The organism is Roseburia sp. 1XD42-69, from assembly GCF_003612565.1.
Classification (GTDB): Bacteria; Bacillota; Clostridia; order Lachnospirales; family Lachnospiraceae; genus Roseburia_B.
The window spans coordinates 20,074-40,217 of the sequence record NZ_RAZG01000001.1 but is presented as its reverse complement, the minus strand read 5'-3'; the positions used below and the strand labels follow the sequence as shown (position 1 = coordinate 40,217).

At 35.6% G+C, this 20,144-nt stretch carries 27 protein-coding genes and 1 pseudogene; 26 read left to right on the top strand and 2 right to left on the bottom strand.

What is annotated here, in order from left to right:
- Positions 1-142: 142 nt before the first annotated feature.
- The 23 genes and pseudogenes from D7Y06_RS00240 (at position 143) to thiE (ending at position 15,217) form a co-directional block, all read left to right on the top strand.
- A complete protein-coding gene (locus D7Y06_RS00240) occupies positions 143-481 on the top strand; it encodes a hypothetical protein (protein ID WP_120405829.1) in 339 nt (112 codons plus the stop codon).
- A 68-nt stretch (positions 482-549) separates the two neighbouring features.
- Positions 550-2,484, top strand: a complete 1,935-nt coding sequence (ligA, locus tag D7Y06_RS00235) for an NAD-dependent DNA ligase LigA (protein ID WP_120405828.1) — start codon at positions 550-552, stop codon at positions 2,482-2,484.
- Positions 2,485-2,551: 67 nt separating this feature from the next.
- Complete coding sequence (locus D7Y06_RS00230; RefSeq protein ID WP_120405827.1) at positions 2,552-3,367, top strand: SH3 domain-containing protein; 816 nt, start codon at positions 2,552-2,554, stop codon at positions 3,365-3,367.
- Positions 3,368-3,370: 3 nt separating this feature from the next.
- On the top strand, positions 3,371-3,607 hold the full coding sequence (locus D7Y06_RS00225) for an HPr family phosphocarrier protein (protein ID WP_120405826.1): 237 nt from the start codon (positions 3,371-3,373) through the stop codon (positions 3,605-3,607).
- A 59-nt stretch (positions 3,608-3,666) separates the two neighbouring features.
- Positions 3,667-4,488 (top strand): thymidylate synthase, encoded by an 822-nt coding sequence (locus D7Y06_RS00220; protein ID WP_120405825.1) that lies wholly within the window; start codon positions 3,667-3,669, stop codon positions 4,486-4,488.
- 10 nt (positions 4,489-4,498) lie between these two features.
- Positions 4,499-5,002: a dihydrofolate reductase gene (locus tag D7Y06_RS00215; protein WP_120405824.1), complete on the top strand. Its 504-nt coding sequence runs from the start codon at positions 4,499-4,501 to the stop codon at positions 5,000-5,002.
- 113 nt (positions 5,003-5,115) lie between these two features.
- The gene (locus tag D7Y06_RS00210; RefSeq protein WP_120405823.1) at positions 5,116-5,643 is read left to right on the top strand and encodes a hypothetical protein; all 528 of its coding nucleotides are present in this window, start codon (positions 5,116-5,118) and stop codon (positions 5,641-5,643) included.
- The gene (locus tag D7Y06_RS00205) at positions 5,636-6,091 is read left to right on the top strand and encodes a nucleoside 2-deoxyribosyltransferase (protein WP_158591163.1); all 456 of its coding nucleotides are present in this window, start codon (positions 5,636-5,638) and stop codon (positions 6,089-6,091) included. The genes D7Y06_RS00210 and D7Y06_RS00205 overlap by 8 nt, the downstream gene beginning before the upstream one ends.
- 328 nt (positions 6,092-6,419) lie before the next feature.
- The gene (locus tag D7Y06_RS25720) at positions 6,420-6,602 is read left to right on the top strand and encodes a hypothetical protein (RefSeq protein WP_158591162.1); all 183 of its coding nucleotides are present in this window, start codon (positions 6,420-6,422) and stop codon (positions 6,600-6,602) included.
- 179 nt (positions 6,603-6,781) lie between these two features.
- Positions 6,782-6,982 (top strand): glutaredoxin family protein, encoded by a 201-nt coding sequence (locus tag D7Y06_RS00200; protein ID WP_120405821.1) that lies wholly within the window; start codon positions 6,782-6,784, stop codon positions 6,980-6,982.
- Positions 6,983-7,000: 18 nt separating this feature from the next.
- Positions 7,001-8,920, top strand: coding sequence for an anaerobic ribonucleoside-triphosphate reductase (locus tag D7Y06_RS00195; protein ID WP_120405820.1), 1,920 nt, complete (start codon positions 7,001-7,003; stop codon positions 8,918-8,920).
- Entirely contained in the window at positions 8,920-9,393 is a 474-nt protein-coding gene (locus tag D7Y06_RS00190) for a hypothetical protein (RefSeq protein ID WP_120405819.1), read from the top strand. Before D7Y06_RS00195 ends, D7Y06_RS00190 begins: the two co-directional genes overlap by 1 nt.
- Position 9,394: 1 nt before the next feature.
- Positions 9,395-9,574, top strand: a complete 180-nt coding sequence (locus D7Y06_RS00185) for a ferredoxin-thioredoxin reductase catalytic domain-containing protein (RefSeq protein WP_120405818.1) — start codon at positions 9,395-9,397, stop codon at positions 9,572-9,574.
- Positions 9,561-9,974, top strand: a complete 414-nt coding sequence (locus D7Y06_RS00180; protein WP_243119030.1) for a 4Fe-4S cluster-binding domain-containing protein — start codon at positions 9,561-9,563, stop codon at positions 9,972-9,974. Before D7Y06_RS00185 ends, D7Y06_RS00180 begins: the two co-directional genes overlap by 14 nt.
- Positions 9,962-10,126, top strand: coding sequence for a hypothetical protein (locus D7Y06_RS26410; RefSeq protein ID WP_199714585.1), 165 nt, complete (start codon positions 9,962-9,964; stop codon positions 10,124-10,126). The genes D7Y06_RS00180 and D7Y06_RS26410 overlap by 13 nt, the downstream gene beginning before the upstream one ends.
- Positions 10,127-10,129: 3 nt before the next feature.
- Positions 10,130-10,534 (top strand): hypothetical protein, encoded by a 405-nt coding sequence (locus tag D7Y06_RS00175; RefSeq protein ID WP_120405816.1) that lies wholly within the window; start codon positions 10,130-10,132, stop codon positions 10,532-10,534.
- Positions 10,476-10,913 carry a dUTP diphosphatase gene (gene dut, locus D7Y06_RS00170; protein WP_120405815.1) on the top strand — a complete coding sequence of 146 codons (438 nt, stop codon included), beginning with the start codon at positions 10,476-10,478 and terminating at the stop codon, positions 10,911-10,913. The genes D7Y06_RS00175 and dut overlap by 59 nt, the downstream gene beginning before the upstream one ends.
- Positions 10,891-11,319 carry a hypothetical protein gene (locus D7Y06_RS00165; protein ID WP_120405814.1) on the top strand — a complete coding sequence of 143 codons (429 nt, stop codon included), beginning with the start codon at positions 10,891-10,893 and terminating at the stop codon, positions 11,317-11,319. Before dut ends, D7Y06_RS00165 begins: the two co-directional genes overlap by 23 nt.
- Positions 11,320-11,441: 122 nt before the next feature.
- Positions 11,442-12,572 carry a tyrosine-type recombinase/integrase gene (locus D7Y06_RS00160; RefSeq protein WP_243119022.1) on the top strand — a complete coding sequence of 377 codons (1,131 nt, stop codon included), beginning with the start codon at positions 11,442-11,444 and terminating at the stop codon, positions 12,570-12,572.
- A 294-nt stretch (positions 12,573-12,866) separates the two neighbouring features.
- Positions 12,867-13,349 (top strand): RNA polymerase sigma factor, encoded by a 483-nt coding sequence (locus D7Y06_RS00155; RefSeq protein ID WP_120405813.1) that lies wholly within the window; start codon positions 12,867-12,869, stop codon positions 13,347-13,349.
- Positions 13,339-13,956: a hypothetical protein gene (locus D7Y06_RS00150; protein ID WP_120405812.1), complete on the top strand. Its 618-nt coding sequence runs from the start codon at positions 13,339-13,341 to the stop codon at positions 13,954-13,956. Before D7Y06_RS00155 ends, D7Y06_RS00150 begins: the two co-directional genes overlap by 11 nt.
- Before the next feature lie 127 nt (positions 13,957-14,083).
- Positions 14,084-14,485, top strand: a pseudogene (locus tag D7Y06_RS28155) (GNAT family N-acetyltransferase); the annotation flags it as partial.
- An 84-nt stretch (positions 14,486-14,569) separates the two neighbouring features.
- Complete coding sequence (gene thiE / locus D7Y06_RS28150; protein ID WP_243119029.1) at positions 14,570-15,217, top strand: thiamine phosphate synthase; 648 nt, start codon at positions 14,570-14,572, stop codon at positions 15,215-15,217.
- Between the two features lie 62 nt (positions 15,218-15,279).
- Here thiE and D7Y06_RS27780 read toward each other — a convergent pair whose 3' ends face one another.
- Positions 15,280-16,080: a lytic transglycosylase domain-containing protein gene (locus D7Y06_RS27780; protein WP_305793766.1), complete on the bottom strand. Its 801-nt coding sequence runs from the start codon at positions 16,078-16,080 to the stop codon at positions 15,280-15,282.
- Between the two features lie 157 nt (positions 16,081-16,237).
- Between D7Y06_RS27780 and holA the strand changes: the two genes are divergently transcribed.
- Entirely contained in the window at positions 16,238-17,221 is a 984-nt protein-coding gene (holA, locus tag D7Y06_RS00135; protein ID WP_120405809.1) for a DNA polymerase III subunit delta, read from the top strand.
- Positions 17,222-17,291: 70 nt separating this feature from the next.
- Here the strand turns inward: holA and rpsT are convergent, their stop codons facing one another.
- Positions 17,292-17,555, bottom strand: a complete 264-nt coding sequence (rpsT, locus tag D7Y06_RS00130) for a 30S ribosomal protein S20 (protein WP_120405808.1) — start codon at positions 17,553-17,555, stop codon at positions 17,292-17,294.
- A 188-nt stretch (positions 17,556-17,743) separates the two neighbouring features.
- On the opposite strand from rpsT, the gene gpr reads away from it, so the two are divergent.
- Complete coding sequence (gpr, locus tag D7Y06_RS00125; protein ID WP_120406040.1) at positions 17,744-18,691, top strand: GPR endopeptidase; 948 nt, start codon at positions 17,744-17,746, stop codon at positions 18,689-18,691.
- Positions 18,692-18,986: 295 nt separating this feature from the next.
- The gene (gene spoIIP / locus D7Y06_RS00120) at positions 18,987-20,108 is read left to right on the top strand and encodes a stage II sporulation protein P (RefSeq protein ID WP_120406039.1); all 1,122 of its coding nucleotides are present in this window, start codon (positions 18,987-18,989) and stop codon (positions 20,106-20,108) included.
- Positions 20,109-20,144: the final 36 nt, after the last annotated feature.

Here is a 20,144-nt window from a genome sequence, read left to right as displayed (position 1 = left end):
AATGATAAACATTGGGTTGAAAAACAAAGTATCGGAATCAACATATCATGTGCAAAGAAGTTATTTAAAGAAATAGCTGAATGCATTGAACGTGGTGAATTTACAGATGACTATTAAATCGCAATTTTAACGGAGGTAACAGATGTATTTATTATTAAGCGATAAGGATAAAATAATCCTTGATACGGTGCAAGAACTAGAAATGGGAGGATTTCAACTTGACAAATACAAAATTTATAACTTGTCTCCTATAGATCCTTCGGAACTAATCAATGATGGACAAATCAGAGATATGGTATGTCATATTCTTAGGGGTGATCAAATGAGTAAAAATGAACTTATTGAGAAAGTTATTACTAATATTGATGTCCCTAAATCGAAAGTTTCTAAAGTAATAACAAAAATGAAGAAAGAGAAAGTTATATATGATATAGAAGATTGGAATTATTTAGGTGAACGGATTATAGGTATGGATAAATAAAAAAGTCTTTTACCCCAATTAGAAATATGGGTTACTAATTAAATGTGTGTTTCAAAGGAGGAATGTGGTTGGATAAGGTAAAAAGAATAAAGGAATTAACACAGCAACTTAATCAATATAGAGATTCATATTACAACAATTCTTTATCAGAAATATCAGACCAGGAATACGATGATTTATTTGATGAGTTAAAGAATTTAGAAGATAAAACAAATATAGTAATGACTAATTCACCAACACATACGGTTGGATATGAAGTCAAGTCAAAACTTGAAAAGGTGAAGCATAGTCATCCTATGCTTTCACTTGATAAAACAAAGTCAATGGATGATTTAATTAAATTTTCAAATGGTAGAGAATGCATTTTATCTTTGAAAATGGATGGGCTTACGATTCTGAATACTTATAATAGCGGATGTTTGTATCAAAGTGAAACAAGAGGTAATGGTGAAGAGGGAGAAATTGTAACACATAATGCAAAAGTATTTTCTAACCTTCCATTAAATATTCCATTTAATAATAAATTTGAAATTGAGGGAGAAGCAATTATTACTCAATCAGATTTTGAAAAGATTAATACAAATGGAGAATATAAAAATTGCAGAAACTTGGCAAGCGGATCTGTTAGACAACTAGATAATAATATTACAAAAAAAAGACATGTTAAGTTTATTGCTTGGAAAATACCATTTGAATTAACAACATATTCATTAGGATTTGAATTAGCTGAAAAATGGGGATTTGAGGTCGTTCCTTATGTAAGATACAATAGTTTGACAGATAATATTGAAGAAAAGATTGAGGAACTAAAAATCATTGCAAGAGATAAATCATATCCGATTGATGGTCTTGTGATTACTTACGACAATATTGAATATGGTAAATCTCTTGGAAAAACAGGGCACCACCCAAAACATTCATTAGCATATAAGTTTTATGATGAAGAAGTAACATCTACACTTAAAGATATTGAATGGAGTATGGGGAAAACAGGCGAACTTACACCAGTGGCAATTTTTAATGAGGTTGAATTAGAAGGAACTACAGTAAGTAGAGCATCATTGCACAATATTAGTATATGCAAGGATTTACAACTTGGTATAGGTGATGAGATTACAGTATATAAGGCTAACCAAATAATTCCTCAGATAAGAGATAATCTTACTAAGAGTAATAGTTTTAATATTCCAAACATTTGTCCTATATGTAGTGGTAGTACAAAGATTGTTAAAGAAAATGGTACGGAAGTTCTTATATGTACTAATCCAGACTGTAAGGGGAAATTACTTGGTAAACTATCACATTTTGTAAGCAAAAATGCAATTAATATAGATGGATTATCAGAGCAGAGACTACAGAAATTTATTAATTTAGGATGGTTAAATTCATTTAGAGATATTTATTACTTATCAGATCACAAAGAAGAAATTTATAAACTTGATGGCTTTGGTAAGAAATTAGTAGGCAAACTATTAGAAAACATTGAAAAAAGTAGAAATACTACATTGGATAGATTCATTTATGGACTGTGTATTCCTCTGATTGGTAGAACAGCAAGCAAAGTTATTGCAAAAGAATTTAATAATCAAGCAGAAGAATTTTATGATATTTGGTACCATGGTTATGACTTTACTAAATTAGATGATTTTGGAGATGCAATGAATAACTCAATGAAGGCTTTCATCAGAGAGCATTATAGATGGATTGCTGAGTTGATTGGGGAATTTAATTTTAGAGAGGCAGAGAATAATGGCAATGTAAAACAAGTATTAGAAGGTCAGTTGTTTGTGATTACAGGAAGTTTAAAGTTTTACAAAAATCGTGAAGAATTGGTTACTACAATTGAGAGAAATGGAGGAAAAGTATCTGGTTCTGTGTCGGCTAAAACATCATACTTGATAAACAATGATGTTGCAAGTACATCAGGAAAGAATAAAAAGGCTCATGATTTGGGGATACCAATTATAAGCGAAGGTGAATTTGTTCAGATGATCACATCTTAAATAGAGAAGTAATAAATGTAACTCGTAAACATATATCAAATAGAATTCAAAATTTGTAGGAAAATAAATGTATAAGATAATAAAGATTTTTCTATTAGCAATGATAGTTTGTTTAAGTTTGCCTAATATTTCAGCATATGGAGAAGAAAATAGTGGTGCATATGCAGGTGTAACAAATGATATTCGTGAAGTATTGCATGTTAAAGAAAATAGAAGTAATCAATGTTATATAGCATATACTACTGATAATTTAAATATGAGAAGTGAGCCTAATTTGGAAGCAGAAATATTATATATAATTCCATTTAACAGTGAAATTTTAATATGTGATTATAACGATAATTGGGAAATCGTATTCTGCAAATATCATAATAATGATTCAAAAAATGATATTGCATATATTAGTAAGAAATATATTTCAAATGAAACTTGTAAAAGTGTAATGTATAATTTCCCAACAAATAATGGCTTTAAATCATTTATGCCATATACAGCAATTACAGATATCTCTTCAATGCAATATGAGCTTCAGATTAGTTTAGCCCATACTGGGAATTTTGGGATTAGACAAGTAGGCGATAGATATTGCGTTGCTGTAGGCAGTGCGTTTAATGTAGATGTTGGAACATATATAGACTTGATATTAGAGAATGGAAATATAATACAGTGCATAGTAGGAGATATAAAATCACCAAATGACACATTGGAAGATAATATTACAACAGCAGAGAATGGTTGTGTATCAGAATTTATCGTTGATATTAATTTTTTGGAATCAGATATAAAACGTGATGGCGATATTTCTTCATGTAATGTGGGATGGGACAGCCCTGTGAATTCATTGATTGTATATGATAAAAATATTTTAAAACAAGGAGAATAAAAAATGAATACAGAATTAACATTAAATTTAAATGATTTTGAAAAGGTAAGAGAATTTACGAATGAAGCGAATAAATTTAACAGTGATATTGATATTTTAAGAGATAGATATGTGATAGATGCAAAATCAACACTTGGAATTTATACCATAGATTTATCAAAGCCAGTAACAATTAGAATTATTAGTGATGATCGTGCTGAAATTGCAAGGTTTAATGAACATATGGAACAATTTTTATAATAAAAGTGTTATTTCATCGTTTATTGAAGATATGAGAAAGTTTGAGGTGTAAAAGTAGAATGATAAAAGCAGATAAATATATGATTAAATCTATAAGCCATATTTTAAATGATGGATATAAAGATGTAAATCCAAGACCACATTATGAGGATGGAACACCAGCACATACCTTATCAGTAAATAGCGTGGTTCATACATATGATATTAGCAAAAATGAGTTTCCAATTACTACATTAAGACCAATTTATTTTAAGAAAGCTATTGGTGAAATTCTTTGGATATATCAGGATGAGAGCAATAATCTTGATTTGCTTAGAGATAAGTATAATGTTGACTGGTGGGACTCATGGGATATTGGCGACAGAACAATCGGCTCATGTTATGGAGAAACAGTAAGAAAGCATAATCTTGTAAAACCTATTTTAGATGAAATTGTTAATGATCCATATGGAAGAAGGCACATTATTAATTTATGGCAGAAAGAAGATTTTAATAGACCTCATGGATTAAAACCATGTTGCTATCAGACACAGTTCTTAGTTCGTGGAGAATATATTGATATGATTATGTATCAGCGCAGTTCTGATTGGTTGACAGCAGGTAACATAAATCAGATGCAATATGTGGCGTTAATGATGATGGTAGCAAGACATTGTGGATATAAACCAGGGGTGTTTACACACTTTATTGCTAACCAGCAAATCTATGACAGGCATGTAGATAATGCATTAGAAATGTTAAAGAGAGAACCAATCGACTGTCATCCAATATTAGAACTAAATCCAGATAAAAAAGATTTTTATTCTATTACTGTTGATGACTTTGTTTTGAAAGGATATGAGTCAAATAAACCTCAGTTAAAATTTGAATTAGGAATATAAGGAAAATATTATGAATTTAATTGTAGCAGTAGATAAAAATTGGGCAATTGGAAATAAAAACGAATTACTAATTCGTATTCCAAAAGATCAAAGATTTTTCAAAGATTCAACATTTGGCAAGACTGTTGTTATGGGTCGTAAGACTTTTGAGAGTTTTCCGAATGGACTACCATTAAAAGGCAGATTAAATATTATATTAACTAATGATATTAATTATCAAGTTTGTAATGCAGTTGTATTAAATTGTTTGGATGATTTATATGACGAATTGAAAAAATATGAGACTAAGGATATTTATGTTATCGGTGGAGAATCAATTTATAAGCAACTGTTAGATAAATGTGATACTGCTTATGTGACTAAAATATATAGTAATTTTGAAGCAGATTCTTTTTTCCCAAATCTTGATAATAATACAAAGTGGGAAATTATATATGAAAGTGAAAAGGAAACTTATTCCAATATTGAATATAATTTTTGCACATATAAGAGAATGGAGAAGATACATATATGATTATTGTCTTACTAGGGGCTTCCGGATCAGGGAAGTCCACAATCGAAAACGAACTGGCAACACATCATGGCTTTGAAAAGATTATTTCATGATATAAATACAGGAGGTAGCATTTGGATAAACAGATTTTTATAATTAATGGTTCTGGAGGAGTTGGTAAAGATACATTTGTAGAATTTGTATCTACAGAATTAAATGATTTGTTTAAAAAATTTCATACAGTAATTAATTTTTCTTCTGTTGATAAAGTAAAAGAGATAGCTAGAGAAATAGGATGGAATGGTAAAAAGTCCGAAAAAGATAGAAAATTTCTATCTGATTTGAAAATTTTAACAAGTGAATATTGTGATATGCCATTTGAAAGTATGAAAAGTAAAGTTGCTGAATTTATGAAAGACGAAGAAAGTAGATTTCTATTCTTACATATCAGAGAGCCGAAAGAAATTGCCAGAGCAGTAAAAGAATTTGATGCAAAGACATTATTAATCATTAGAAATTCAGTAAAACATATTACTTCTAATATGGCAGATGAAAATGTATTTAATTATAACTATGACTTCATTATTGATAATAGTGGCACAAAAGAAGAATTGAATGGTAAAGCAAAAGATTTTGTTCAGGAGGTTATTGATAGTGAATAAAACAATTTACCTTGCAGGTGCTATGAGTTGTTATTTTAATACGGATCAGCACGACTATCCTAAAAAGTGGAGAGAAGATGCAAAGAAATATGTAAAGCAACTTTATGAAGATATATCACTTGTATCGCCAACAGATTTTTATGAGATAGGTAAGAACTATCACCATTCTGAAACAGAAGTTATGCGATTTGATTTAAGAATGGTTAGAGAAGCAGATATAGTATTATGCAACCTTAGAGATTTACATAGTTCACTTGGAACAAGCGATGAAATTTTATATGCGTTTATCAGTGGTAAACCTGTTATTGGATTTATTGATGATGATTCAGAAGTAAAAAATATTCATCCTTGGAAGATTGAGCAGATTGATAGATTCGAGATTGGCAAAGATGCTATGAAACGTGCAATAGATTACATCTACAGATATTATGTAGATAGGTACAATTAAAGCGAAATGAGATATTAGAAATTTTAGAAGTAATTAGTACGAGCCATGCATTAGCCAAAGAACTGTTAAGTAAACCAGTCGGTTTCATCACAGCTATGCTTGGCGATGAAGAATATATAATTAGTAATACACAAAGAGTCGTTACACACGCAAATTTTAATGATTCTGTAACACATTGGGCATTAAATTTGCGTGATGGCGGTAATGGAAATTTGAAGAGGTAGGACATGACAAATTTAATGAAAAATGAATACAGATATAATTCAAATTTTAGAAAATTCGTTGATGAATACTGTAACAATAACGGGTGTACAGTTGATGAAGCGTTTTGCAGCGAAGAAATAAAAAAAATGTTTTGGATATATACAGAATTATAAGATATGGGTTTTACAGTAGAAGAAATAAATATGTTGTTGGAACTATTGGCGGTAGAATAGGGCAAACAGGCAGTAAAAATAATGAAAGTATCATTGAAAAATACGAGACATTAGATAAAAATTACATGCGTTGACTAGAAATTTTAAAAGTTGAGATGCCTGTTTCAAAGGATGAGAAAGTAGGTGAAATTATATGAAGATTAATTTATGGGATGGTCTTTGGAAATTTGAGATTGACTGGAAAGCAGTTGTAGGTATTGGAATTATTATTTTGGGATGTGCTTTATTAACGATGTGAGGAGGGGAATGGTTATTGACAGTAATTTTGTATTCTACGCACTGTCCTAAATGCAGTGTATTAGAGAAAAAGTTAAAACAGAAAAATATATCATATGAAGAAGTAAATGATATTGAGACTATGAAAGAAAAAGGTTATTTATCTGTGCCAATTCTTGAAGTGGATGGTGTGAGTATGGATTTCAAAACAGCAAGTGATTGGATTAATAACAATTAGGGAGGACTGATAAGGTACATGAATATTCCTATTAAAATGAACAAAGATTTTGAGAGAGCATTATCTACAATTGATGCAAAATATGGTGAGGATTTCGAAATTTTGAATGGTTTCAATGAGTCACAACTTAATTTTTCTGATTTTATAGACGGATTTGTAGATAAAAATGTTGCAGACGTTACTATTGATGGAAATGCAAATGCACATCATAAAGATATTTGTAGCATGTTAGGTGAAAAAGGAAAGTCAGAAGATAAATTATTTGCATTTAATAAGATTTTCTACGAACTAAAAAAGAAGTATGGATTAAGGACAGCAAAAGAATGGTTGGAAACAGAATATAATGGTGGGTTCTATTTGCATGATGCTCCAAGTGCGACATATAAACCCTACTGTTACGCTTACGATCTAACCAGACTTGCAAAAGAAGGCCTGTTTTTCTTGGAAGACTACAACAATAAATCACCGGGTCATTTAACAACATTCTTAGATGATGTAATCGAATTTGTGTCTTTTATGAGTAATAGAAGTTCAGGAGCGTGTGGTTTACCGAATGTATTATTATGGACGTTCTACTTTTGGAAGAAAGATTGTGATGAAGGATATTTCTTGCGAGATAAAGATTATTACATCAGACAGTCATTTCAAAAATTTATTTACAGATTGAATCAGCCATTTTTAAGAGTGGATCAGTCAGCTTTTGTAAATGTATCAATTTTTGATAGACATTATCTTGAAGCATTATTTGGTGGTGTAGAATTTCCTGATGGAAGTTTTGCGATTGATTATATTGATGAACTGATTAAACATCAGAAAATATTCATGGAAGTAGTATCTGATATCCGTAGCAGTAATATGTTTACATTCCCTGTACTTACATATTCATTACTTTATAAAGATGGAGAATTTCAAGATAAAGAATTTGCAAGATGGTGTTCAGATCATAACACAACTTGGAATGATAGCAACTTTTTTATGAGTGACAATGTTGGTGTTCTTAGTAATTGCTGTCGTTTACTCTCAGATACATCGAAGCTTGATGGTTTCATCAATTCTATTGGTGGTACAGCATTATCTATTGGCTCAGTCAAAGTTAATACGATTAATCTTATGAGAATTGCATATGAGACAGATTTTAACGAAAAGAAATATCTAAATTTATTAAGGAAAAGAACTGAACTGTGTTGCAAGTCACTTGATGTTATCCGTCATATTATTTCAAGGAATGTCGAAAAGGGATTATTACCTAACTACTGTGATGGTGGCATCGAAATGGATAAGCAATATTGCACTTGCGGCATTTTGGGATTGTATGAAGTTATTGAGGCATTTGGATACACGCAGAGAGATGATTTTGGAAATGTATATTACACAGAACAGGGAATTGATTTTGCATCTAAAATTTTTGAGGTCTTGAATGATGTAAAAGACCATTTTACAGATGAATTTAGTTACAATGTCGAATCTGTTCCAGCAGAAAGAGCAGCGGTTATTTTGTGCCAGAAAGATAATTTATTATATGAGAAGAAGGATAAGTTTATCTATTCTAACCAATGGATACCTCTTTCAGAAAAATGTACAGTACAAGAAAAGTTAAGGTTGAGTTCTATTCTTGATACTAAATGCTCTGGTGGAGCAATCGCACATATCAACTTAGAGCATAATTTTCCTAATACAGATATGGCATGGGATATGTTGAATAAAATTGCTGAGTCTGGCGTGATTTATTTTGCTTTTAATACAAGAATTAACGAATGTGACAATCATCATGGGTTTGTAGGAACTGATATTTGTCCTGAATGTGGACATGGTGTAATGGACACATATCAAAGAATTGTAGGTTTTCTGGAACCTGTAAGGTCGTATTCTAAGGATCGGAAACGAGAATTCAATACACGCCAATGGTATTCCTATGCAGATATGAAAGGTGAAGTCTAATGATAATTAAGCAGTTGTTAGATGAAGATTTTATAAACTACAAGAAACCTTCGATGTTTATAGGTTTTCCATCGTGTTCTTGGAAATGTGATAAAGAATGTGGAATGCAAGTGTGTCAAAACAGCGCACTTGCTTCTTCTCCAATAAAAGATATTAGATTTAAGACAATAGTGAACAGATATATAAATAATCCAATAACATCTTCAGTAGTATGCGGAGGACTTGAACCATTTGATACGTGGGATGACTTATACGGATTGATAGCATATTTAAGAGTGTCAACACAAGATGATATTGTGATTTATACAGGATATTATAAAGAAGAAATTGAAGAATATATAGATAAACTAAAGATGTTCCCTAATTTGATCGTTAAGTTTGGCAGATATATTCTAAATCATGAAAAACATTTTGATGAAGTATTAGGAATTTATTTAGCATCTGACAACCAGTATGCAGAAAGGATAAGTTGATATGTCAATTAAGTTGTCTGAAGATAAGGAATTAGTACAAGAAATTAGAGAAAAGATAAAAGAGAATGGCGGTTATTGTCCATGCAAAATTGAAAAAACAGATGATACAAAGTGTATGTGTAAAGAGTTTAGGGAACAAGAAGGTGGTGAATGTCATTGTGGATTATATGTTAAAGAGTAATGACGAAAGAATTGTAATTAATGATTATATAGAAAATGATCCATTATCAGAAAATAATTTGGACAAAACTCTTTATTTAGTCAATGAAATCCGTCTTTCAAGTCCACAAAAATCTATATGGCTTTATACGGGATATAAAGTAATATCTGTAGACAGTGAATACGGTAGTATTATATTTGATAGAGATAATGAGGATATTATTAAACAATTTACTTATAAATCTGTTATTAATCATAATAAACGGATAAATATAGCATCAATGTGCGATGTAATTGTAGATGGAAGATACGTTGATTCGCAACGCAATATATCACTTTCTTATAGAGGAAGCCAAAATCAAAGGCTCATTGATGTAAAACAATCATTACAAAAAGGTGGGATAGTACTATGGCAAACATGATTATAACAAGCGAATGTGAACAATGCATTCACTCAACAATTAACGAAGAGGATAAGGCAAGAGTAAAGGTGTACTGCAATGTAAAAGACAAAACATATTATTTCGGACAATGTATTCCATGTGATTATAAAGAAAATAAAGGAGAAGAATAAATTGTGAGCGATTTAGTAGAAAACATGTATATAAAAGAAAATGTATCAAAAGAATGGTTACAATCAAATGGATTTAGACGCAATAGAATATTCAGCAATAATGAGATTGATCTATACACGTATCGATTCCCAGTATATAGATATGGAGATACATGTACATTAGAATGTGAATTATCAATCGTGTTACAAAGTGGAAGAGTAAACATTGATGTTTATGACTATAGCACCAGAAATAAATATGCGCCATTTTATTGTGTAAAATATGGTAATTATAGTAATATGGTTAATCAAATTAATGAAAAGATACAAATAGAACTTAAACGATTAGAAATTATGGAGGAAAAAACATATGGAAGTAAAAATAAAGAAAATAAGACAAAATGTAACAATACCAACAAGAGGAAGTAAAGAAGCGGCAGGAAGTGATATATTTGCTTGCATTGAAGAAGAAATAAAAATCAAGCCTCATGAAACAGTAAAAATTCCAACAGGTTTTGCCACAGAAATGCTAGATAGAACAGTTGCCTTAGTATATTCAAGAAGTGGTATGGCAACTAAACGAAGTTTAGTAGTATGCCAGGGCACTGCTGTTATTGACAGTGACTATAGAGGTGAATGGTTTATACCAATACATAATGATTCAAACAGTGAACAAAAAATTTCTCCGGGAGAAAGAATTGCACAGGTTATTTTTACAGATTTCATAGTACCTGAATTTGTTGAAACGGATGACTTATTAGGTACAGAGCGAGGGGATGGAGGATTTGGAAGTACTGGGACAAGATAGTATTGTTGAAAACAAGTATATTTTTCTAAATGAATTAAATGAGAAATTTTTTGATGATATTGAAAAAATACAGGAAAAGCACAAATGTAATGCAGAATGCTGTTATCCTCCTATCTGGAAGCATCATGACAAACATAAATATAGAAATTGGAATTGTGGAGAATTATTTTCTTGTGATAAATCTTGTAACAAAATAAGACATGATTATATAAAGCAGTACAAATTATGGGATAAAACTTATAATAAAATCACTTGGAAGGATTTATATGAGTTTTTCACTACAGTTGTAGCAATGACTATATGTATATTTGTTTATATTATAGCTTTTATAATCGTGTATATTTCCCCGATAGTATTAATTTTATTAGCTGTAATGTCTCTTGTCAAACAAATAACAATTACATAGAAAGGATGGGTTGGAGTATTTTTTTATCCAACCTATTTTGGTATTTGATGGATAATGAATTATTGAAATATGCTGTTGAGAATGGTATGATTAATGTATCATACGTGCAAGAGCAAATTAAAATGAAAAAAAGAAAGGAATTATTAGAGAAACATCCATATAAAATATGGGAAGGAAAAGATGGGAAATGGTATACTTATATACCAGATAAGAAGAGAGGAAGGATATTAAAAAAAAGAATAACAAGAGAAGCTATTGAAAACGATGTTATCGAATACTGGAAATCAGAAATTGACAATCCTTGCATATCAGAAGTGTTTCATGAATGGAATGATAGAAGATTAGAACTAAAAAAGATATCAATGGCTACCCATTTGAGAAACAAACAAATTTTTTACAGGCATTATAATGAATTTGGAAACAGAAAAATAAAATCTGTTTGTGAAGAGGAATATGAAGAGTTTTTAGAAGAACAAATTGCAGAAAAAGAATTAACAGCAAAATCATTTTCAAATCTAAAAACTATCACACGTGGAATGTTAAAAAGAGCAAAAAAGCGAAAACTTATATCATTCAATGTAGAAGAAATGCTACAAGATTTGGATACTTCTGAAACAGATTTTAAAAAAACGATAAAGGAAGATTATGAAGAAGTTTTCAACGATGAAGAGATGTCTTCAATGATTAATTATTTAAAAGAAAATCTTGATAGTAAAAATATTGGGATTTTGTTAATGTTTGCTACAGGAATAAGAGTAGGTGAACTTGTTGCACTCAAACATGATGTCTTTGATGGAAATACTTTTAAAATTCGCCGGACAGAAACCAGATATCTTGGAGAAGATGGAAAATATGTATATTCGGTCAAAGAGTTTCCAAAGAGTGAGGCAGGTGTCAGAACAGTAGTAATACCTGATGACTATGTATGGCTATGTTCTAAGATAAAGACATTGAATCCATTTGGAGAATATGTCTTTACAAATGATAAGGGAGACAGAATGACTACCAACTGTATCAGAAGAAGGTTAGAAAGAAATTGTCAAAAACTTGAAATATACAAGAAGTCTCCACATAAGATTCGTAAAACATATGGTACTATATTATTAGATCATAATATAGATCGTCGTCTTATTATGGAACAGATGGGACATACAGATATCTCTTGTACAGAAAATCACTATCACAGAAATCGCAGAAATATAGAAACAAAAAGTCAGATTATTAGCAGTATTCCAGAATTTAAAGCAACATAAAAGGTTTTTAAACTGGCAAAAACTAATTTTAATGAAGTTTTTTAGAAATGATTACCAAGTAATCAAAAGTAATCAAAGCAAAATTGCTGAAACCCTTGATTTTACTGGGGAAATGGCACATTGATAGTGGGTCCGATTCCCGTTGCCAGCTTTTAAAAGCCTTGATGATTCAGGGCTTTTTTCTTTTAAAATTAATTCAATTAATTTCTAAATTTTGTCACCTTTTCCCCTTCCCAACTGTATCATTAGTGAAAGGCCTTTACAAACAAGTTATAAAGGAGCGCCCAGAAAACTATGAGAGAACCAGTACAGGAGCTGATAGGTTTATACCAGAACAACATCTATGCGGCAGCCTTTAGCATATGCAAAAATGCACAGGATGCGGAGGATGTTGTCCAGGAAACCTTTATTCAGTATCACATGAGCAAAAATCAATTTGAAAGCCAGCAGCATATCCGTGCATGGCTGATTCGGGTGGCGATCAATAAAGCGAAAAATGTAAACCATACCTTCTGGAGAAAAAATAAAGTGCCTTTGGAAGAGTATATGGAAACCCTTGCTTTTGAGACGCCAAAATCCCAAAATCTCTTTGAAACGGTGATGAAACTCCCGGAAAAGTACAGAACGGCCATTCATCTGTTTTATTATGAGGATTACGGGGTAAAAGAAATTGCCGGAATTTTAAGAATCAGCGAGAGCAATGTAAAAACCCGGCTGTCACGAGGGAGAAAGCTGCTGAAAGAATCATTACAGGAGGAATGGGACCATGACGAATAAAGAAAAATATAAAGAGGCGTTTTCGGTACTTCAGACCTCCCGGGACATTTCTTTGGAGGTAGAAAACATGGCAAATATGAAAAGAAAACACAAAATGAACCTTGCAATTGCAGCTTTTGCAGCATGTATTATCATCGGCGGCTCCGCCACTGCCTATGCGGCGGATATCGGGGGAATCCAGCAAATATTTTCCACATGGATAAAAGGCCAAAAAATAACTGTAAGCGTGAAAGATAACGCCGACGAAAATGGCTATACTTTTTCCTGCAACAATGAAGGGACAGAAGTTGTCTGGGGAGGGGGAGGCGTGGCCATTGATGAAAATGGAAATGAAGAAAAACTCTCTGCAAAGGACATTATGGATGAATACAGCGATACGCCCCAGGTAGACAGGGATAATGCCGGGCGTGTATGGATTTATCTTAAGGATAAGTCAAAAGATATCACAGAATTGTTTGACGAAAAGGGTGTGTGCCGGGTAGCCATTCTAGACGGGGAAGTTACCCACTATGTGAAAATCACAAGAGAAAATGACGGCTCCTATCCTTACGAATCCACTACAAATACGCCAGAGGAGGGCAAAGAATTGTATACACAGATAAATTAGTATAAAAAGTACCGGCCGGGAAAGTTTCCGGCTGGTATTTTTGTGTGGCACAAAACAATGAATTGACTTCTTTATACTGGGGAGTTATACTTAAATGAAATAAAGGGAGTTATGAGGGAGGGAAGAGATGGAAGAACATATCCGGATTTTGGAAGTCAATGACGGGGAAAAGAAATCAGCGTACACAAGAGAGGTTCTTTATAAACTGCCCCAGTGGTTTGGAAATAAGCAGTCCTTTGAGGAGTATGCAGAAGAGGTTAAGGAATATCCCTTTTATTCTGCAGTAGATGATACAGGTAAGTGCGTGGGATTTTTCTCCGTAAAAATACATTATCAGCATACCGGGGACATATTTGTGTGCGGAGTGCTTCCGGAGTATCAGCATACTGGTATAGGAAAAGCGCTTTATCGCACTTCGGAAGAGTACTTTATAAAAAGCGGCTGTAAATACGTGATAGTAAAAACACTAAGCGATATTGTTGATTCCGAACCATATGAAAGGACACGCAGATTCTATAGGAGCATTGGTTTTGACACACTTCTTACGCTGACAGAAATGTGGGATGAAAAGAATCCTTGCCTGATTATGTTCAAGGATATCCGATTGAGTAAAATGAATTGCAGAAAAGAACAATTACTTCTCTATGCAGTGACAGACAGAAGCTGGCTTAAGGGGGAAACCTTATATGAACAGATTGAAAAAGCCTTAAAGGGCGGGGTGACTTTTTTACAGCTTCGGGAGAAAACCCTTTCGGAGGAAGAATTTTTAAAAGAGGCCGCAGAGGTAAAAAAACTCTGCCAGTTATACCATGTGCCGTTCATTATCAATGACAATGTGGAAATTGCCCTGAAATCAGGGGCCGACGGCGTCCATATCGGACAGGGGGACATGGGGGTAAAAGAGGCAAGAAAGATTTTAGGGCCTGATAAGATTATCGGAGTTTCCGCAAGAACTGTGGAGCAGGCAAGAAAGGCCCAGGAGGAGGGGGCGGATTACCTTGGCAGCGGGGCAGTCTTTCAAACAGGTACAAAAGGGGATGCAAAGCCCCTGGACCATAAGGTATTAAAAGAAATCTGTGCCAGCGTGGAGATTCCTGTGGTCGCCATAGGGGGAATTACCAGGGAAAATATCAGGCAGTTAAAGGGATGCGGAATGGACGGGGCGGCAGTGGTGAGCGCCGTATTTGCCCAGAGGGATATTGAAGGGGCGGCAATGGAACTAAGAGAAATCCTGGAGGATATGATTACAAGTGGAGAATAGCTTCAGGGCTGTACTGATTGGGGAATCAAAAAGGGGAGCCTGGGCTCCCTCTTTTCTGTTACCTATGCAATTTCTCCGTTGTTTACAAGAAATGTCTTTGCCGGGGCAGTATTTAAATCCTGATAAGCTTTATAGCTGTCGGAAACCGGTTCCTCATTTTCTTCCTGATTTTCTTCATCAGAAATTACATTAAAAGAGAGAGTCACATTTTCATTGTCTTTCCCTGCAAGGGTGGCGATAACCTTCATGTAATCCTCATAAGAAAAAATATTCGTTAAAATTTCCTGGGCAAAATCATTTAAATCCTGATATGTAATGTCGGTATCCGTGGCAACTGTGGCCTGTCCTACCATATAGTGGGTTTCCCTGTCAGGAACCTCCACCCCTTCGGATAAGTACTGGGTAATTTTGGCAACGTAGTTCTGCGTCTCTGCAAAAGGGGGAATCCCGCCGTACTTGTCCACATTATTGCTGCCTGCGTTGTATGCGGCAAGGGCAAGGGACACGTCACCGTTGTATTTGTCCAGCATTTTTTTAATATATTTTGCCCCTCCCATAATATTCTGATAGGGGTCGTAGGAATCCGTCACCCCAAGGCTTCTGGCGGTGGCGGGCATTAACTGCATCAATCCCTGGGCGCCGCTGCGGCTGGTGGCGTTTGTCCGGAAACTGGACTCCTGCTTTGTCATAGCTTTTAACAGTTCTTCCGACACACCGTAGGTCTGGGAAGCTTCTGTGTAAATTTCATCTAAAGTCTTGCTTGTTTTTAAATAAGAAGAAAAATCAACATCGGACTGCTGGCTCACGGAATCGGAAGCAGTCAGTGCGGCCTGCAAAGCCTGAATGGCTGATACATTTGTCATTGCAAAAACTCCTTTTTTCATAATCGAATATATTATACTACATTTTACAGGTAAAAGAAAAGGGGAAAATTAAAAATTTTTATAGAATCGGAGAAGGGCTTATGGTAAAATAGCCCTGATGCAAATGTATCATACCGAAAATTTTGGAGAATGGCATATGAAAACCATAGACTTAAACATAAAAGAAAAAAAATTCCCTGGAGTGTACCTGCTTTACGGGGAGGAAGTGTATTTAAAAAGGCAGTATCGGGACAAACTTCTTGCGGCCCTAACCCTTCCGGGGGATACCATGAATTTTTCCGCCTACCAGGGGAAAGATATCAATCCGGGGGAACTGATTGACCTGGCGGAAACACTGCCTTTTTTTGCGGAAAAAAGGGTGATTCTTGTGGAGGATTCCGGCTTTTTTAAAACCACCTGCGACGCCCTGGCGGAATATTTTCCCCAGGTAAATGAGACGACATGTTTTATCTTTGTGGAATCGGAGGTGGACAAGCGGGGAAGGACATACAAGGCCGTGAAAAAGTCCGGCTCTGCGGTGGAATTTATTCCTCAGACAGAAAGCGTCCTCACCAGGTGGGTGTTGGGCAGAATCAAGCGGGAAAATAAAAATATTACCCAGCCTGTGCTCTCCATGTTTTTTGAAAGGACAGGGTTCGACATGAGCAATATGGACAGGGAGCTGGAAAAACTTCTGTGCTACACTTTAAAGAAAGATGTGATTGAGGCGGAGGATGTAAAAGCTGTGGTGACGGAGAAAATCAGCAATAAGATTTTTGACATGGTGGATGCCATATCCGCCCACAACCAGAAAAAAGCCCTGGATTTGTATTATGACCTTTTAACTTTAAAGGAGGCCCCCATGCGGATATTGTTTTTGATTACCAGGCAGTTTCGGATTCTGGCGGAGGTAAAAGAGCTGACGGGAAAGGGATATCCCAGAAGTGAAATCGCAAAAAAGGTGGGAGTGCCGGAATTTGCCGTGGGAAAATATCAGAATCAGAATAGAAATTATACAAAAGACAAACTGATTCAGGTCCTAAAGGACGGGGCGGCGGCGGAGGAGGACGTAAAGACAGGGAAAATGAATGAAAAAATTGCAGTGGAGATTTTTATTGTAAAATACAGCAAAGCTTCCTGAGCAGGAGAGATGAAAGCAGGTTTGGGCAGCAAAAAAGCAGGTCATCTGACGGGAATGACCTGCTTTTACTTTAAGCCAGTGTGTTTACCAACTTGGTTAAACGGGAAACTTTTCTGGCAGCGTTGTTTTTGTGATATACGCCTTTACTTGCAGCTTTGCTGATGGCAGAGATTGCAGCAGTCAATGCAGCCTGTGCTTCCTCTTTATTCTTAGCCTCCACAGCAGCCTCAACTTTTTTCATAGCTGTTTTCACTGCAGATTTGATAGATTTGTTCCTTGCAGTCTTTGTCTGTGTTACTAAGATTCTTTTCTTAGCTGATTTAATGTTAGCCAATCCGGACACCTCCAATATGTGAGAATTTTACATTTGTTTTTCCTATTTGGTGCATTGAAGCCGGACACGGACGTCTCAATACACGCATACAAATGTTATTTTAGGATAATATTTCTAATATGTCAATACATATTTTGCCTGTTTTTACAAAAAACTATTTAGAATACAAATCAAAGGTGGTGCAAAAAATGTATCAGGTTCGTACGGACCTTGCATTAGAAGCAAGAGAAAAATTTGAAAGCGACAATGTGGAGATTAAAGGTGTGGAAGTCAAAAATGAAGAGGTTGACGGAAACATGAAAATTACAAAAGTGATAATCCGAACGGAGAACGGGGCGAAGGCCATGGGAAAGCCAAGAGGGAATTACATTACCTTGGAAGCTCCGGATATGGCGGATTCCGACGAGGATTACCACAGGGAGATATCCAGGCAGTTAGCGAGAATACTAAAGGAACTTTTACCCATTGAGGATAAGGAGCTGTCAGTTCTCATTGTGGGCCTTGGAAACCGGGAGGTGACGCCGGACGCCTTAGGCCCCAGGGTGGCGGACAATATGATGATAACTAGGCATATTATCCGAAAATTCGGAAAATACGCCTTCGGCCTTACCAGCAACCATCAAATCAGCAGTATTGTGCCCGGGGTGATGGCCCAGACAGGGATGGAAACCCTGGAAATTATAAAAGGGGTGTTAAAAGAGACAAAACCTGACTATATCATAGCGGTGGACGCTTTGGCAGCCAGGAGCACCAAGCGTTTAAACCGCACCATACAGATCACGGACACAGGGATTTCCCCGGGCTCCGGTGTGGGAAACCACAGACATGCCTTAAACAGCGAAAGTATGGGAATTCCTGTTATTGCCATTGGAATCCCCACAGTTGTGGACGCTGTTACCATTGTCAGCGACACTATGAGCAATCTTGTGACGGCAATGGAGGAGACCAGGCGGCTGGAGGATTTGGGCCATTCCATCAGCCAGTTAGAGGAGGCGGAGAAACATGAACTGATACGGGAACTTCTCTCCCCTAACTTAAATGCCATGTTTGTTACACCAAAGGACATTGACGAATCCATTAAACGGCTGAGCTTTACCATTTCAGAGGGAATTAATATGGCTTTTTTCCCCGCTTAAACAGTTTTAGTAATAAAGCCTTTGTCCTGCCATATATATATAAGTGGCAGGAGTGTGTAGAGTGAAAAATAAGTGGAAAAAAAGGCGTCAGTATCAGAAATATAAGACTTTTTTGACAGGAGGCATTGCCATAGTTTTATGCGTGTGCGTTCTTTCCGGAAATATGATAAGAAAAGATTCCCTGATGTATTCTGTGATAAGACAGGGCAGAAGCGAAGGGTATTTCCAGATGTTAAGGACGGTGGTTCCCTCTATATTTTATAAAAACAGTGAACAGACTTTGGAGCAGTTTCTCATGGAGCGGATTTTTGAAATGGTTCCAGGGTATCGTTATGTGACAGGGACAGAGGATTATGCCACTCAAACAGAGAGTGATATTTCCTACGAGACCATTATTGCCAGGGAGGCCAGGGACGAAAACTATGTGGACCAAAACACCGGGGAGGTGGTAACCTCAGGGGAAGTGCAAGGCGGGGATTCTGTGGGGCAGACATCCCTGAAAGAAGGGGACAATGTGCTCCCGGAAGACCGAAAGGAAAATCAGGAGATGAAACAGGAAGCCCCAGAGGAAGAGGAGCCTTCGGATACTCCCGGTGAGGCGGTACAGGTGGCCCAAAACAGCTCTGGGACGGATTTTATCCCAAACAATACCCCGGTGGCCACATACCCAAAGGAAAAATTAAACGATTTTGACTATCTGCTCCAGAATTTTTATGTGGTGGACAGAACCACTACCATAAACAGCGGACAGTTAAACGCAGAAGAACTGTTGGGGAAAAGCATGAAGCTAAACCACGGGCCGGATGCTCCCCAGATTCTTATTTATCACACTCATTCCCAGGAAGGGTTTGCAGACTCCACCGGGGATGCCTCCACCTCCATTGTAGGGGTGGGAGAGTATTTAAACCAGCTTTTGGGGAGTTACGGGTTCCATGTCATACACCACACCGGGGAATATGACGTGGAGACCAGGGACAATGCATATTCTAAGGCCGGGCCTGCGGTGGAGCAGATTTTAAGGGAAAATCCAAGTATAGAAATTGTAATAGATTTGCACCGGGACGGGGTTCCTGAGGGCACCCGCCTTGTGACGGAGCAGGGAGGCAAAGAGATGGCAAGCATTATGTTTTTTAACGGCCTAAGCCGCACCACCGCCAACGGTGACATCGGCTACCTGCCCAATCCCTACATACAGGATAACCTGGCCTTTTCTCTTCAGATGCAGCTAGCGGCAAAAGAATATTATCCGGGTTTTTCCAGGGCGATATACTTAAAAGGCTACCGGTATAATATGCATTACTGCCCCAAAACCCTTTTGGTGGAAGTGGGGGCCCAGACCAATACGGTGCAGGAGGCCATGAATGCCATGGAGCCCTTGGCGGATATCATTGCAAAAGTGATTTCACCTGGGGAGTGAAAGTTCCGTTTTTTAACAGGACCTTACAAGAAAATT